This is a genomic window from Streptomyces sp. TG1A-60, from assembly GCF_037201975.1.
Lineage (GTDB): Bacteria > Actinomycetota > Actinomycetes > Streptomycetales > Streptomycetaceae > Streptomyces.
The window spans coordinates 3,906,016-3,921,336 of the sequence record NZ_CP147520.1 but is presented as its reverse complement, the minus strand read 5'-3'; the positions used below and the strand labels follow the sequence as shown (position 1 = coordinate 3,921,336).

Sequence of the window (15,321 nt, the reverse complement as noted above, 5' to 3'; positions counted from 1 at the left end):
GACGTCACCTTCGGATGAGATCGAGCGACTGAGAGACCTGCGCCCCGCCCGTGTCGGTGTTCGCCGTCCCGGGCGGGGTGGGGCGGGGTGGGTCGAGAGACTGCCGCCGCGAGACGGGATCCGGTCGACGGCCTCAGCGGTGCCCGAGCCGTCCGCGTCAGAGGCCGAACTCCTGGGGGACAGCCCGAGTGCCGAGCAGGCCTCGCGCAGGACCTGCTCCTCGGCCGGGGCGATGAAACCGTCGGCGCCCGCCACGACGAAGCCGGTCTGGACGACCGCTCGGGCCTCCGTCGGCTTCTTCGCCGCCTTGGCGATCTCCCGCATGGCCTCGGCCTTGCCCTGCTGGAAGTTGAACGACAACTGGTCGACGTGCTTGCCGAAGCGCTGGCGCAGCTGGTCGGCCGGGAAGTTCTGCAGGACGTCGTTGTTCAGGATCAGCGACTCCACGTGCTGGCGCTCGGCGGGGTCGACACTGCCGTCGGCGGCGGCGACCAGGGCGCACATGGCCATGCTGGCGTCCCGGTACGCCCCGCTCTTCAGCTCCGTCTTGAGGGAGGTGAGCTGGGACTTGAGCGCGCTCACCAGCTGGGCCTTGGAGCCGCCGGCGGACCGCCCGGACCCCGTGGACCCGGTGGATCCCATGGGACCCGTCCCCGGTGTGCCCGGCCGTCCGTGTCCGCCGGCGCCCCGTGCGCCCTGCGCCTGCTGCTGCAGACCCTTGGCCTGGTCCTTGATCCGATCCCACATCGCCATGCGTGCCCCTCGGCTTCAGCCCGTGTCGTTCCGGTCGACTGCGGGTGCCCCGCGTCTTCCTGTGAACGCCCGCCGGGCCCCACGAAGTTCCACGGCCGGCAAAGTGATCGTCAAAAAGGGCAGGTCAGTAGTCGTGACGGACACTGCCGTCGCGGTCGCACGCCCACGGCTCGGCGGCCTGCGTGCCGCTGGCGCCGCCGGTGAACGTGAAGGCGACGCAGCCGAGGGCCGCGGCGGCCGTGGCCGGCGCCGCGCCGACGCGGACGGCGAGACGCTGGGCTTGGGACTGGTATGGCCCGCTCGGCCATGTGGAGCAGCACGAGCGGGCCGCCCGCACGGGGGCGGGCGAAGCTGGACGCGCCGCTCGTGTGTCCGCCACCGCTCAGGAGGGCCGATGCCCACGTCACCCCGCCGCCGTTCCCCGCTCGGGCCCCGTCTGGGAACGGCGGCCCTCGTCGCCGCCTGTCTGACCCTGCTGTCGCCGGCCGCCGGCGCCGCCACGCCGCCCGGCCCGCGCCCCCACGATCCGCTCCGGCACCAGCTGGAGGAGCTGGTCCGCTCCCCGGGCGGCCCGCCCGGCGTCATCGCCGTCCTGCGCGACGGCAGGGACACCCGGGTCGTCCGGGCCGGCGTCGCGGACCTGACCACGGGCCGCGGACCCGAGGCCGACGACCACATGCGCATCGCCAGCGCGGCCAAGGCGTTCAGCGGCGCGGTGGCGCTCTCCCTCGTCCACCGCCGCGAACTGCGCCTCGACGACACCTTGCGCGAGCGGCTGCCGCGGCTGCCGCGGGCCTGGGGTTCCGTGACGCTGCGCCAGCTGCTGAACCACACCAGTGGGCTGCCCGACTTCTCGCAGGCCCCGGCTTTCGTACGGACCCTTCAGGCCGACCCCCGGCACCGCTTCGACTCCCGCCGGCTGCTCGACTACGTCGCCGACCGGCCTCTGCTGTTCCGGCCCGGCTCCCGGTACCAGTACTCCAACTCCGACAACATCGCCGTCGCGCTGATGGCGGAGGCCGCGACCGGCACCCGGTACGAGCGTCTGCTGCGCGAGCTGGTGTACCGGCCGCTGGGCCTGCGCGACACCAGCCTGCCGCAGGGCTACCGGATGCCGAGGCCCTATCTGCACGGCTACGACGTGAGCCCGCCCGAGCCGCCGGAGGACGTCAGCGAGGTCGTCGGCATGTCCGGGGTGTGGGCTTCGGGCGGCATCGTCTCCACACCCGCCGACATGACACGGTTCATCCGCGGCTATGCCGGAGGCCGGCTGTACGGGCACCACGTGGTGCGGGAGCAGCGGCGCTGGATCCCCGGGGCGGCCTCCGAGCCCGCCGGGCCGGGACGCAACGATGCCGGGCTCGCCGTCTTCCGGTACACGACCCGGTGCGGCGTGGTGCTGGGGCACACCGGCAACACCCTCGGCTACACGCAGCTGATCGCCGCCACACCGGACGGACGCCGGTCGCTGACCTTCTCCGCCACCACCCAGATCAACCAGGCCCTGAAGCCCGCCCTGCTGCGGAAACTGCGCGCCGTACAGGAGGACTTCGTCTGCGCGCTGCTGCGCCACAAGCGCTGACGCGGGCCTCTCCCTGACGTTCGGTCACCTTGTCGCCGGCGACCTCCGGGCGGCGGGTGACGTGGACCGCGTCGGGTATCCGCCGGTCGTGGGTGACCGGGAGCAGTGTGCCTCCAACTGCTCGATGGCCGGCAGGTCGAGGTGGTTCGTGGGCTCGTCCGACTCCAGCGCGCCCCGGCCGCCGTCAGCGGCCGTTGCCCCTCCCCGGGGTGCGGCGGCGGCCCCCTGCCGAGCCGCCTCGGCGGGAGCGTGAGGCGGACGCCGCACGGGCGGGGCGTTCCTGCGTGACCGGCGGTGGTGTGAGGACGACGGGCACCCCCGAGGGGGCCTGGGCGCCGGTGATGCGGTTCAGTTCGGTGCCGCCCGAGCGGACCCTCGTGGTCGTCGGGCTGATGCCGGCGACGGCCATCAGCTGCGTCATGTCCCGGCGCTGGTGCGGCAGGACCAGGGTGACGACGGTGCCGGACTCGCCCGCGCGGGCGGTACGGCCGCCCCGGTGCAGATAGTCCTTGTGGTCGCCGGGCGGGTCGACGTTGACGACGAGGTCGAGGTCGTCGACGTGGATACCGCGCGCGGCGACGTTGGTCGCGACCAGGGCCGTGACCGCCCCGTCCTTGAACTGCGTCAGGGCACGGTTGCGCTGGGACTGCGACTTGCCGCCGTGCAGGGCGGCGGCGCGCACCCCGACGGCCAGCAGCTTCTTCGCCAGCCGGTCCGCCGCGTGCTTGCTGTCCAGGAACATGATCACCCGTCCGTCGCGGGCGGCGATCTCGGTCGTCGTGGCGTGCTTGTCGTCGTCCTCCACGTGCAGCACGTGGTGCTCCATCGTCGTGACGGCGCCCGCCGACGGGTCGACGGAGTGGACGACGGGGTCGTGGAGGTAGTCGCGGACCAGGCGGTCGACGTTGCGGTCCAGGGTGGCCGAGAACAGCATGCGCTGCCCTTCGGGGTGGACCTGGTCGAGCAGGGCGGTGACCTGGGGCATGAAGCCCATGTCGGCCATCTGGTCGGCCTCGTCCAGGACGGTGATCGCGACCCGGTCCAGACGGCAGTCGTCCCGGTCTATGAGGTCCTTGAGCCGGCCGGGCGTCGCCACGACCACCTCGGCGCCGCCGCGCAGCGCGCTCACCTGCCGACCGATGGACAGGCCGCCGACCACGGTGGCGAGCCGCAGACGCAGTGCGCGGGCGTACGGGGTGAGGGCGTCGGTGACCTGCTGGGCCAGTTCGCGGGTGGGGACGAGAACGAGGGCCAGCGGCTGCCGGGGCTCGGCCCGCTGCTCCGCCGTACGCGCCAGCAGCGCGAGGCCGAAGGCGAGCGTCTTGCCCGACCCGGTGCGGCCCCGGCCCAGGACGTCCCGGCCGGCCAGCGAGTTCGGCAGCGTCGCGGCCTGGATGGGGAACGGGGCGGTCACCCCTTCCGCGCGGAGGGTCGTCAGCAGCCGCTCCGGCAGATCAAGTTCATCGAACACGTCGACCGGCGGCAACGCGGGTGTGACCGTGACCGGCACCGCGAACTCACCGCCGACCGCGGCGGGCCGTCCCGCACGACGGTTCCGGCCGCCCTTGGCGGCACCGCTCTTGGCCGACGAACCGGCCTTTCCCGCACCGGACCTGGCGGCAGGACCGGCAGTGGCCGCACCGGTCCTGTCCGAGCCGGCGGCACCCCGGCGACCGCCCTTGGGCGCACGCGCCTCAGCGGAACCGGACTTGGCCGCACCGGACTTGTCCGGACCGGCCGCCGCTCCCCGGCGGTCGCCCCTGGCCGTACGGGACTGGCCCGAACCGGCCCTGCCCGCCGTACCGGAAGCGGCCGAACGGTCCTGAGCCGAGCGTCCCCCAGCCGAACGCCCCCCAGCCGTACCGCCCTTCGCCGGACCGGCGGGGGCGCTCTGGCTCCCGCCGCCCGTACCCGTGCCCGAGTTGGTGCGATCGCTCCGGACGGAGCGGGCGGAGCCCTCGCCCGCGCGGGTGCGGGAGGACTTGTCGTTCGTACGAGCCGGGCGGTTCATGGGGACCTTCCTGGATGCGGCACCTGTTCGCACACGAGCCGGGGCCCGCGCCCTTCGGGCGCGGACCCCGGCTCATGCGTACGCGTCAGCGTCAGGCGGGAACGATGTTCTCGGCCTGGGGGCCCTTCTGGCCCTGCGTGACGTCGAAGGTCACCTTCTGGCCCTCCTGAAGCTCACGGAAGCCGGAGGTGGCGATGTTCGAGTAGTGGGCGAACACGTCCGGGCCGCCACCCTCCTGCTCGATGAAGCCGAAGCCCTTTTCCGCGTTGAACCACTTCACGGTGCCGGATGCCATGCTGAAACTCCCTTGATGCAAGTGCCCGGAGTCCGCACTTTACGGACCCGGTGTCGCAGCATCGATTTGACCCGACGGGAAGATCAGAAGATCAACGTCCCGGAAAGCCCCGGAAACAAAAAGAGTGCTCGTCGACGGAAGGTCGAAGAGCACTCAAAAGCCTCTGGTAACCAAAACTGCCACTTCATGCAAAGATAGCACAGCCTTGGCTGCCTGGGGTGGTCGTACGGGTTATTGCTGCTCAGGCGGTGTGTTGCCGCCGCCCGCCGCCCGCCGACGTCGCTCGATGCCGAAGGCTCCGGCGTGCGCGCGGCCGACCGGAAGCGTGAATACGTTCTCGCGACCTGTTCGGCCTGTTCGGCCTGTTCGACCTGTTCGACCTGTTCGTTGGGTTCGATGGGTTCGCGCTCCCCTTGCCTCGCGAGCGCGGAAGGGTCCGTGGGGGCAAGCTTTCGCAGGGGCGGCCGAGGCGTACGCGCGGGTGCCCCTCGGCCGGACGCCCGTCCCCGCCCGCTCCCGCACGCGCCATGAACGGCCAGGCAAAAGCCTGGCGGCACACGTCGACGCCGGTCGCGCCGAGCACCTGAACGATCACCATGGTGCCGAGCGCGAACAGCCACCAGGGCACGTCCCGCTCCAGGTACTGCAGCGCCAGTCTGTTCATGACGGCCCCGAACAGCCCGTACACCGCCGCCTGGATGGCGTGGTACGCCAGCAGCGCCACGCCCGCGCTGCCCGCGGCGGCCGTACCGCCGAGGCCCTTGCCGACGTACGAGTAGAAGGCGCCCGCGTCGACCACATGGCGGCCCATCGCGACGTAGCCGACGGAGAAGAGCAGGACGACGACCCCGGCCACCACGTACATCGCGGGGACACCCGGGCCGTTGCCGATGGCTATCGCGACCAGCGCCGCCCCCGCCACACCGGTGAGCGGCGCCTGCGCGGAGAGAACGAGGAAGAGAATGCCCAGGACGCCGAGCGCGTTCTGTCTGAGGGAGCCGGTGGACGTGTAACCGTCGCCGGCCGCGTGCCGCATTCTGGACGCAGTTGTGCCCATGCCTCACCTGTCGGGCGGAAGAGAAGGAATTTGTTTCGGGCTCAAACGAGCTGCCTCATGCTGGCCCCAACTCGCGGGCCTGGCAAGGGAATGGAACGTGTGGAGCGACAGATCGTTAGCAACCGGGGGCGCGCTGTCGTCCGGTCGGCGGGGCAGCCTGGTGGGCGCGCTCGTCGGCCCCGCCGGTCCGTTCCCGGCCCCGCCCGGCCCGTTGCCGGGCGGGGCGCGGAGGGTGAGCTATCTCATTGGTTGGGAATTCACCCACCCGGGGAGCAATTTTGGTAAGGCTTGCCTTATATGCTGCCCGTCGCCCCCGCAGTCGCATGTCGCGCACGGGGGCGTGACCGTCTCCTCGCACGACAGGACCCACCATGCGCACCACCTCCCGCAGCGTCCTCGCGGCGCTCGCTCTCGGCCCGTTGCTGGCCGGCTGTTTCGTGTCCGGTGAGGACGGCTCGGACCCTGCGGGGGGCGCCGAGACGGGCGGCCGGCTGCGGGTCGCGCTCGCCGTGCCGCCGGTGCAGGCGCTGTCGCCGTACAGCAACGACGCCACCGTGCTCAGCAAGCTCTCCGTGGCGGAGGGCCTCACCGCGCTGGACGAGGAGGGGGCCGCCGCCCCCGCGCTGGCGAAGTCCTGGACGCGGAAGAACGCCACGACCTGGGTCTTCGAGCTGCGCAAGGCCACGTTCCAGGACGGCGGCGACGTCACCGCCGAGTCGGTCGTGAGCGCACTCGACCACGCGAACGAGGCCGAGACCAAGCCCCGCGTCCTCAGCGACGTGACGCTCACCGCCAAGGCCGACGACGCAGACACGGTCACGATCACCACCAAGAACGCCGACCCGGTGCTCCCGCTGCGGCTCGCCAGCCCCGCCCTCGGCATCCTCTCCCCGAAGGCGTACGCGGAGGACGGCACCGTCAGCCCCGTCGGCACCGGCACCGGGCCCTTCGAGATCACCAAGCTCACCGGCAAGAGCAAGGCCAGGCTCGACCGCTTCGACGGCTACTGGGGCGGCAAGGCCAAGGCGCCCGGCATCGACGTCAGCTGGATAGCCGACGGCACCGCCCGCGCCAACGCCCTGCGCGGCGGCGACGTCGACATCGCCGAGTGGATCCCCACCGCGCAGGCGAAGCTCCTCGACGAGAAGACCCGCCACGAGGTGCCCTCCGTGCGCACCGACAGCCTGGTCCTCAACACCGGCAGTGGTCTCCTCACCGACGCCGCGCTGCGGGCCGCCGCCCGCGAGGCCGTAGACGGCGGCGTCCTCGTCGACTCCGTCTTCGGTGGCTACGCCGACCCCGCGCAGGGCCTGTTCGGGCCGGCCGTCCCCTGGGCCGCCGACCAGCGCGTGGAGGTGACCGGCCGGGCGAAGGCCGCGACCGCCGCCCAGGTGGGGACGGAGACGAAGGGCAAGACCCTGCGCCTGGCCACCTACACCAACCGCGCCGAACTCCCCGAGGCCGCGAGCGTCCTCCAGCAGCAACTGGAGAAGGCCGGGTTCACCGTGAAGCAGGACGTACGCGAGTACACGCAGATGGAGGCCGACCTCCTCGCGGGCAGGTACGACGCGCTCATCTTCTCCCGCGTCACACTCCTCGACACCGGCGACGCGGTCGCCTACCTCGCCAGCGACTACACCAGCGACGGCGTCTACAACATCGCGGGCCTGAAGGACACGAAGGTCGACCAGGCCATCAAGTCCGCCGCCGAGGAAGGCGACACGGCGAAGCGGCAGCAGAAGATCATGCGGGCCGAGGCCGAGATCCTGCGCACCGACGCCGTCGTGCCGCTGGTCCACGAGAAGGTCGTACAGGGCATCGCCGACGACGTCGAGGGCGTACTCCTCGACCCACGCGAGCGGTCCCTGGTCGACGTCGACACCCACCTGAAGTAACCGCCGATGAGCGTCGCACCGGCCGCCGCCCACGGCCGGCCGACCCGGTGGCGCGCCGGGGTCGGCCGGGTCGTCGCCGGGGGCACGCTGCTGACGGCCGTCGCGTTCCTGCCCTGGCTGTCCGGCACCGACCCCGCGCTGACCGTCCTGCGCGCCCGCTCCGCCGAACAGGACCCGACCCCGGCGCAGTTGTCCGCCCTACGCGAGCGACTGGGCCTGGACGAGGGGCCGTTGGCGCACCTCGCGGCGTGGCTGGACGGGCTGGCGCACGGCGACGCGGGCACCTCCTGGGTGTCGGGCGAACCGGTCCTGCCGGAGGTGACGAATGCCTTCGCGGTCTCCGTCACGCTGATGCTCGGGGCGCTGACGGTGACCGTCGCGGTCGCCGCGCTGGTCTGTGCCCGCACCCTCCATCTCGGGTCCCGGCGGCGGCTGCGGCAGGGGCGGGCGGGCACCGGGGCGGCCGTCCTCGCCGCGCTGCCCAAGTTCCTGCTCGCCTCGCTGCTCGCGACGGTGTGCGGGGTGTGGCTGGGCTGGTTCCCCTCCCAGGGCTGGGCGGGACCGCGGTCGATGGTCCTACCCGCGCTCGCCCTCGGGGTGCCCTCCGGGGCGATGATCGGCGGACTGCTCGACCAGTCCCTGCCCGCCGCCTTCCACGAGCCCTGGGCACGGACCTGGCGTGCGAACGGCCTCCCGTCCGGCCGTATCGCGCGCACCGCGCTGCGCCGCGCGCTGTCCGGGGTGCTTCCGCAGCTCCTGCCGACCGTCGTCGCCCTCGTCGGCGGCGCGGTCGCGGTGGAGAAGATCTTCAACATCCCGGGCCTCGGCCGCCTCGCGCTGGAGGCCGCCATCGCCCAGGACCTCCCGCCGCTGCAGACCGCGACCCTGGCCCTGGTCCTGCTCGGAGTCTGCGCCGGCCTCGTCATCCAGGCCGTACGCCGTGCTCTGCTCGGCCCCGCCCTGCGGGACGGTGCCCTGCCCGCCCTGCACCCGCCCACACTCCCCCGGCCCCGTTCACTGCCCTGGATCGTCGGCTTCTGCGCCCTCGCCCTGCTCACCCTGGTCGTCGCCGGCCTCCTGCGTGACCCCCTGCTCGTGGACACCACGGCGCGGCTGCTCCCACCGTCCGCCGCGCACCCGCTCGGCACCGACTCACTCGGCCGCGACCTGCTGGCCCGGCTCGGCCACGGAGCCCTCCGCACGGCCGGGGTGGCCCTCACGGTGACCGTGGTCAGCGCCCTCGCCGGCCTTCTCATCGGCACGGCGACACAGGTCGGCGCGGGCCTGACCGAGGTGGTCTCCACCCTGCCGGCCGTCCTCGCCGGACTGCTCACGACCGCGGTGACCGGGCCGTCGGTCTGGGGCGCCGCGTGCGCGGTGTGCCTGGTGGCCTGGACCCCCTACGCCGCACAGACCGCCGCCCTCCTCGAACAGGAACGGGCCAGCGGCCACATGCTCGCGTCGATCTCCTTCGGCGCGGGCCGCTCCTACCTCCTGCGCCACCACCTGCTGCCGGCGGTCCTGCCCGCACTGGTGCGCAACGCCCTGCTACGGCTGCCCACGACAGTCCTCGTCCTGGCCTCCCTCGGCTTCCTCGGCCTGGGCGAACAGCCCCCCACCCCGGAGTGGGGCCGCCTGCTCTCCGAGAACCAGCCCTACGTCGAACTGGCCCCCTGGACCGTCCTCGGCCCCGCCCTCGCCCTCGTTCTCCTCTCGGTGCTCGCCGTCTCCGGCACGGCGATCGGCCGCCCGGCGGGCCGACGACGTTGAGCTCCGGTCACCCGGTCACCCGCGCGGCCTCATGTACGCGGAACTCCGCGTTCGGCCGAAGTCTTCTCTTATCCGAAAAACCGACGAAATCACTACGGTCTTTCTTTCACCGGTCTTCTCACGGTGTCGGCGGCATGCCGGGCGCCGGACCGAGACGAGAACTGACCGACGAGTTCTCGGAAACAGACCAGGGCGGTGATCGGCGGAATCCCGACGATCACCATCGCGAGCAGGGAACTCGGCGCCTGACCGACGCAGAGAGCCGCCGCGGTTCCGGAGGAAATCAGCATCACCGTCCACGAGCGCCGAGCGGTCCGGTGCTGAACCGACGCCCGCAGAATGGATAGACCAGCCACCAGCCATGGCCCGTACACCGTCAACGGCCACCATTGCGCCAACTTGTCCGACACGACCAGAAGCGCGATGTCGTGCAGTTGACGATACGAATAGGAGAGCGACCAGCACAGCATCGCCAAGGCGCACAGGACGATTATGGCGATCAGGAATGCGATGGTGATGACGCGCGAGTTCCCGGAGACGATGTGCGCGCCTGGACGAGGCCGTCGTCGGCTGGCCGGGCGGCGTGGGCGCCTGGGACTGTCGTGTGAGGGAGGCGCGAGGTCCGCGCTCTGCGTCGTATACAGGATCTGAGCCAGCTCTTCGTCCGGATCCCAGCCCTCCGACGGGCTTCTCGGGTCGGGAATGTAGTAGAGGCTCTGCGTGGCGAACGGCTGAGTGTCATCAGGGTCCTGGCCCACCGCGTCATAGTCGGTTCTCATCCCGAATCCTGCCCCTCGTCGACTCCTGCACGCTCCTGCTCGCAGCGCGCCGGTATTCTCTTTCCAGCTTGTTATGATTTCAAGGAAATCTGCAAGAAGGTCCGAGTAGCACGTGAGGCCCATTCTTCTTTCGACCGACTCGAACGAAGCGATGCCGCCTTCTGGGGGCGGTCTGGTCAGCTGGGGAGGAGATCTGTGTCACGTTCACCCAACGAGCCTCGCGCGGCTCAGGTATCGGGCATTCGAGGGAAGGGCAAACGGCGGGGATTATCTTGAGTATCGGATCGCAGTGCATAGGTGATGAAATTCAGAAGATTTATTACCTGCTGTTATCGAGGGCCTGGAGCGTGGGCCGCGGGAGGGCCGCCGACGCCGCCGCGGAGGCCACCGCGGCGCCCCAACCCGCGTCCCCCCACGTCCTGCGGGTCGAGGTCCGTTCCCTCATCGAGGGACGACTGCCGACAAGGAACCGCACGGGCGGGTCGGCAGCCGCTGACGGCCGTGGCGGTGACCAGGGCGGCGGTCACATCCCCACGGCGCGCAGCTGATCCGGGCCGGGTGACGACAGGGCGCCGCCGCTCACGTCCTTCCAGGCTTCCGGGCTCCTGTGGCGGGTCCGTTCCGCCGTCATGAGCGCGGTCGCGGTCATCGGCGGGCCGGTGTCCGCGCTCGCGGCGACCATCAGCCGGGCGGCGGAGGGGGCGCCGGTCTCCGGGGGGATCACCAGGAGATCCCAGCGGCCCGCGGTGTAGGACAGTAGAAGGATCTTGTGCGGGTCCAGCTCCGAGGTGAACCAACCGACCTTCACCACATGGCCGTTGACGAAGACCCTCGGCGGAAGGATCGGCCAGTAGCGGGGGTTGACCGCGATACGGGTGATCCGCCCCCACAGCGGATCCAGCACGTCCGCCAAGTCGGAGAGTTCGCCCGCCAGGTCACGTGAACGAGGCCACCAGGCGCCGTCCAGCTCGGCGCTCCCCGCGGACGGGCTCCTGGATCTCAGCGCGAGGCGCGCGGTCGGGGTCCTGAAGGGAACGGACCGTAGCGGGGGATGGGAGGTGGTCGGGGACATCGCGCAAACCCGTCTCCGGACCGCTGCGCTCGCGCGACCGCCCGGTGTCTTCGTTCACCGGGAACGACACCGGCATCGGAGCCGGTGTACGAAGTGCTCCCGTTGAGTTCACGCTACTCCCCGAAGGGGCCGGGCGGACGCTTCCCGGGCGGCGGCTCACACCCGTCAGCCGCCGTCCTCCGCGGAGCGGCTGCTCTCCAGCCACGACTGTGCCGGTTCCGCCGCGCGTGTGGTGTCCACGGTGAGGTCGAGGCGTGTTCCTCCGTCGGCGCCCGCCGGGTAGCTGCGCTGCTCGGTGGCGGCGAAGCAACGGCGGAGCACCTCCGCGACCCGGCGGGCGACCTCGGGCGACGCGGCGACGATGCGGACCTCGGCGTGCTCGTCCGAGGGTGTTCCCGTGGACTGCATGGCGACCTCGACGTGCTGTGTCCCGGTAGGAGACGGGCCGGATCTCTCACCTTACTCCGGTGTGCCCGGTGGCCCCGGGGGTGACCGGCGGGCTTCCCGGGCCGCCGTCGGCCGGGGAGTACCGTGAAACGAGGAAGCCCCTCGGTGTCCTCATTCCAGGCAGGCAGGCAGGCGAGAGCGATGGCCGACTCCGACTCCCCGCGTGTGACCAGGCTCCTCCCCGACGCCGTTCACGAGGCCGTGCGGCCCGGGACGGCTGTCGTACGGCTGGAGACGAACCGTTACCGGCAGGGCGTGCTCGACGGGGCGTGGTGGCCTCGTTCCCGCGACATCGCCGCCGAACTCCCCAGCCTGATCACCGCACTGACGGAGCACCTGGGGCCCATCACGCGTGTCGGCCTGGACACCGGCGCCTGGGAGGAGTTGCCGACGCGGATGACCATCGACGACCGTGTCGTCCACATCGAATCCTTCCCGGTCGGCGACGACACCGTCCTGATCACCCGTGGCGAGCAGGATCTCTTCTCCCTCCTCGTGGTCCCGCCGCACGCGGCGCCCGACGCCGCGCGGGCCGCCATGGCTGAGGCCGTCCGTACCGGCAGCGTGACGCAGGCCGAACAGATCCTCATCGACACCGGCACCGGGCGGGCGGACCCGAGCGCCGGCCAAGGCCCGCAGGCCGGCGGCGGATAGCCCGGAAACGTCTCGGCCAGCCGCGGCGGTCGTCGGGCCGGACCGTCGTCGGCGCCGGGATGGCCGTGATCGGGATGGCCGTGGTCGGGGCGGCCTTGGTGCCGAAGTCGTTGGAGCTGTCCGAGGAGTACGCTGAAATCACCGAGGACATTTCGCGCACCGGCTTCCAGGCTCGTGTCGTCCTCGGCGATGGAATATGCCGGGCCGGTCGCGGTCGGCCCGGGGCAGGGTCCGCGTCATGACTGCGACCATTTCCCGCAAGCCGACAGTCGAAGCCGATCACCGGTTCTCCTCGTCCTCTTCTCTGCGTCTGGCACTGGCTCCCGTCGGTCCCGCACCGCCTTTGCTGGACGGCGCCTGGTGGCCTCGCTCCCGCGATCTCGGGGCGGAACTCCCCTCACTGGCAGCCGTGTTGGATCCGCTGTGGGGGCGGATCACCCGGGTCTCGGTGAATCCCACCCGCTGGCGGGTCGTTCCGCGCAAGGTGCCGGTCACCGGGCATGTGATGAAGGTGGGCTGGTTCCTGCCGGAGCAGGACCCGCACGAACTGCTGTTGCTCTCGTACCGCACGGGCCGCTGGAACCTCCTGGTGGTCCCCCCGGAGACGACTCCCGTGTCGGCCGCCTGGCTGATGGCCGCCGCGAGTGATCCACGCGGCACGTCGACCGCGAGCCGGTTGACGGAGGAGGCGGCGCGCCTGCGGACGGTCGACGAGGCCGACCGGGCCGTCGAAGGGGTCTGGGACTCCGAAGGAGGACACGGGGCCCGCGACCCGGTCGCACGTCCTGGGAGCCCGGCCGCGACGGCCACGATGCGCCAGCGGCCGAGGGGAAGGTGAGGACCGTGGAGACGTTCGTGACCGTGGCGGTGATCCTGGGAGTCATCGCTCTCGGGGTGCTCCTCATCCACCGGCTCAACTCGCAGCACGACGAACGCATCGCCGACTTCCACTACGGCCGCTCCGGGCTGCCTGTCGCGGGACCGGCGCCGTCGGCTCCGCCGAAGGCCCGCGACGGGGCGGGGACGAGCGGCACCGCCCGTCGCGACCATCGCCACGGCGGACGCCGGCGGCTCCGCCCCTGGCTCCGACCCCGGCGCCGCACCCGTGAAGGAGCCCGGTGAGCGTCCCCGTTCCGGCAGGCTCTCCGGGCCCGTTACCGACGGCGCCGAACCAGTCGAACCGACAGCACAGCCCGCGGCCCGGGCCCCGGCCGCGGGCTCCGCACAAACAAGACGGGTTCTCGCGGTTCACCAGGCCGACGCTGAGGCCCGCCGACGCCTGGACCTGGCCGATGAGCCTCGGGGCGGACGTGGCTCCGAGGACCGATGGCGATCTTCGGCATCTTTCCGGGAGCTGTCCGTGTTCGTCCCGTTGACACTCCACACGCCCTCTCCTAATGTCACGCCAGCATTCCGACCATGAGACGAGATTTCGAACGATTGAGAGGCAAGTGCCCTGCGTAGCACCGGAATCAGCACACACGTGCCCGGAACGCCGTGGCGCAGCCAGACCCGCGCACCGGTGCGCACCGGCGAAGGGATCGCGAGAGTCGGCGAGCCCCGGGTGCTCTGATTCGCGATGACTTCAGCGGGACCCGACGGCGGTTCATTATGTTGAGACCTGTGCACCGTGCCCCCCGACGACCTCGGGGGGCCCGGCGCGATCCACGGGGCCGCCGAGCGGACCCTCCGTGGCGCACACCGCTCTGCCTGACGTCCGGTCCGTCCGGGGCGCCCGGGATCCAGCCGTACGGCGCCCCCCTGCGGGACCCGATCCCGGAGCGCCCGTGAGCGGGTGGGCCGCGTCCGATGTGTTCTGGTCCTGCCCGGCCCGCTCCACCCCCACCGGCATCTGGTACGCCGTCATCCTCTCAACGACGAGAAGAACAGGGAACATTCACCCATGCGCAACCGAAGAGCCGTCCTCGCCGCCATCGCCGGAGCCGCCTCCCTCGCCCTCACCGTGTCCGCCTGCGGCGGCGAGACCAGCGAGGCCGGCTCCGAGGGCGGCACCATCGGAGTCGCCCTGCCGACCCGGGCCTCGGAGCGCTGGCTCACCGACGGCAAGAGCGTCGTCGAGGACCTGCGGGACAAGGGGTACAAGACCGAGCTGGTCTATGGCGACGACGACCCGAAAGCCCAGGTCTCACAGGTCGAGAAACTGATCAAGCAGGGCGTCGACGCACTGATCATCGCGGCCATCGACAACAAGTCGCTGAACGGCGCGCTCCGACAGGCGGCCGAAGCCGGCATCCCGGTGATCTCCTACGACCGGCTCATCCTCGGCACCAAGAACGTCGACTACTACGTCTCCTTCGACAACGAGCAGGTCGGCCGGCTCCAGGCCCTCCACATCATCGACGAGCTCGGCCTGGAGGACGGCAAGGGCCCGTTCAACATCGAGTTGTTCGCCGGCTCCCCCGACGACAACAACACCAAGTACTTCTTCGACGGCGCGATGCACCTCCTGCAGCCCTACCTGGACAGCGAGCAGTTGGTCGTCCGGTCCGGCCAGACCGAGCTCGACGAGATCACCACCCTGCGCTGGGACGGGCCCACCGCGCAGAAGCGGATGAACGGCCTCCTCGACGAGACGTACCGGACCGAGACGGTCGACGCGGTCCTGTCGCCGTACGACGGCATCTCCATCGGCATCCTGTCCGCGCTCAAGTCGCACGGCTACGGCACCGCCGGCGAACCCCTCCCGGTCATCACCGGCCAGGACGCCGAACTGGCCTCGGTGAAGTCGATCATCGCGGGCGAGCAGTCCCAGACCGTCTACAAGGACCTCCGCCAGCTCGCCGGGGTCGCCGCGGACATGGCCGACGACATACTCAACGACAAGACGCCGGAGCTGAACAACAGAAGGTCCTACAACAACGGCGTCAAGGCTGTACCCGCCTACCTGCTCCAGCCCATGAGCGTCGACAAGACCAACTACGAGTACCTCCTGGTCGCCAGCGGCTACTACACCGAAGCCGAGCTCAAGTAGCCGCACACCCGGAC

The 15,321-nt window shown here is 71.3% G+C and carries 13 protein-coding genes and 2 pseudogenes; 7 read left to right on the top strand and 8 right to left on the bottom strand.

The features are described 5' to 3' along the window. Positions 1-171: 171 nt before the first annotated feature. Both WBG99_RS16795 and WBG99_RS16790 read right to left on the bottom strand, forming a co-directional pair. Positions 172-753, bottom strand: a pseudogene (locus tag WBG99_RS16795) (tellurite resistance TerB family protein); the annotation flags it as partial. A 124-nt stretch (positions 754-877) separates the two neighbouring features. Further along, positions 878-1,132, bottom strand: a complete 255-nt coding sequence (locus WBG99_RS16790; protein WP_338897087.1) for a hypothetical protein — start codon at positions 1,130-1,132, stop codon at positions 878-880. A 15-nt stretch (positions 1,133-1,147) separates the two neighbouring features. Here WBG99_RS16790 and WBG99_RS16785 point away from each other — a divergent pair, with 15 nt between their 5' ends. Continuing rightward, positions 1,148-2,335, top strand: a complete 1,188-nt coding sequence (locus WBG99_RS16785; protein WP_338897086.1) for a serine hydrolase domain-containing protein — start codon at positions 1,148-1,150, stop codon at positions 2,333-2,335. Positions 2,336-2,519: 184 nt separating this feature from the next. Here the strand turns inward: WBG99_RS16785 and WBG99_RS16780 are convergent, their stop codons facing one another. From WBG99_RS16780 to WBG99_RS16770, 3 genes and pseudogenes are all read right to left on the bottom strand, one after another. Then, the gene (locus WBG99_RS16780; protein WP_338897085.1) at positions 2,520-4,346 is read right to left on the bottom strand and encodes a DEAD/DEAH box helicase; all 1,827 of its coding nucleotides are present in this window, start codon (positions 4,344-4,346) and stop codon (positions 2,520-2,522) included. Positions 4,347-4,437: 91 nt separating this feature from the next. Then, the gene (locus WBG99_RS16775) at positions 4,438-4,641 is read right to left on the bottom strand and encodes a cold-shock protein (protein WP_010032345.1); all 204 of its coding nucleotides are present in this window, start codon (positions 4,639-4,641) and stop codon (positions 4,438-4,440) included. Between the two features lie 556 nt (positions 4,642-5,197). Beyond that, a pseudogene (locus tag WBG99_RS16770) lies at positions 5,198-5,677 on the bottom strand (amino acid permease); the annotation flags it as partial. Between the two features lie 392 nt (positions 5,678-6,069). On the opposite strand from WBG99_RS16770, the gene WBG99_RS16765 reads away from it, so the two are divergent. Then, a complete protein-coding gene (locus WBG99_RS16765; protein ID WP_338897084.1) occupies positions 6,070-7,593 on the top strand; it encodes an ABC transporter substrate-binding protein in 1,524 nt (507 codons plus the stop codon). A gap of 6 nt (positions 7,594-7,599) precedes the next feature. After that, a complete protein-coding gene (locus WBG99_RS16760; RefSeq protein WP_338897083.1) occupies positions 7,600-9,363 on the top strand; it encodes an ABC transporter permease subunit in 1,764 nt (587 codons plus the stop codon). 92 nt (positions 9,364-9,455) lie between these two features. Here the strand turns inward: WBG99_RS16760 and WBG99_RS16755 are convergent, their stop codons facing one another. The 3 genes from WBG99_RS16755 to WBG99_RS16745 all read right to left on the bottom strand — a co-directional run bounded on the left by WBG99_RS16755 (position 9,456) and on the right by WBG99_RS16745 (position 11,622). After that, positions 9,456-10,142: a DUF2637 domain-containing protein gene (locus tag WBG99_RS16755; protein WP_338897082.1), complete on the bottom strand. Its 687-nt coding sequence runs from the start codon at positions 10,140-10,142 to the stop codon at positions 9,456-9,458. Positions 10,143-10,665: 523 nt separating this feature from the next. Next, the gene (locus WBG99_RS16750) at positions 10,666-11,109 is read right to left on the bottom strand and encodes a DUF5994 family protein (RefSeq protein ID WP_338900366.1); all 444 of its coding nucleotides are present in this window, start codon (positions 11,107-11,109) and stop codon (positions 10,666-10,668) included. A gap of 270 nt (positions 11,110-11,379) precedes the next feature. Beyond that, on the bottom strand, positions 11,380-11,622 hold the full coding sequence (locus WBG99_RS16745) for a hypothetical protein (protein WP_338897081.1): 243 nt from the start codon (positions 11,620-11,622) through the stop codon (positions 11,380-11,382). A 180-nt stretch (positions 11,623-11,802) separates the two neighbouring features. Here WBG99_RS16745 and WBG99_RS16740 point away from each other — a divergent pair, with 180 nt between their 5' ends. From WBG99_RS16740 to chvE, 4 genes are all read left to right on the top strand, one after another. Continuing rightward, positions 11,803-12,315 (top strand): DUF5994 family protein, encoded by a 513-nt coding sequence (locus WBG99_RS16740; RefSeq protein ID WP_338897080.1) that lies wholly within the window; start codon positions 11,803-11,805, stop codon positions 12,313-12,315. A 238-nt stretch (positions 12,316-12,553) separates the two neighbouring features. Next, entirely contained in the window at positions 12,554-13,153 is a 600-nt protein-coding gene (locus WBG99_RS16735) for a DUF5994 family protein (protein WP_338897079.1), read from the top strand. 5 nt (positions 13,154-13,158) lie between these two features. Beyond that, complete coding sequence (locus WBG99_RS16730; RefSeq protein ID WP_338897078.1) at positions 13,159-13,437, top strand: hypothetical protein; 279 nt, start codon at positions 13,159-13,161, stop codon at positions 13,435-13,437. 781 nt (positions 13,438-14,218) lie between these two features. Next, on the top strand, positions 14,219-15,307 hold the full coding sequence (chvE, locus tag WBG99_RS16725; RefSeq protein ID WP_338897077.1) for a multiple monosaccharide ABC transporter substrate-binding protein: 1,089 nt from the start codon (positions 14,219-14,221) through the stop codon (positions 15,305-15,307). Positions 15,308-15,321 lie beyond the last annotated feature (14 nt).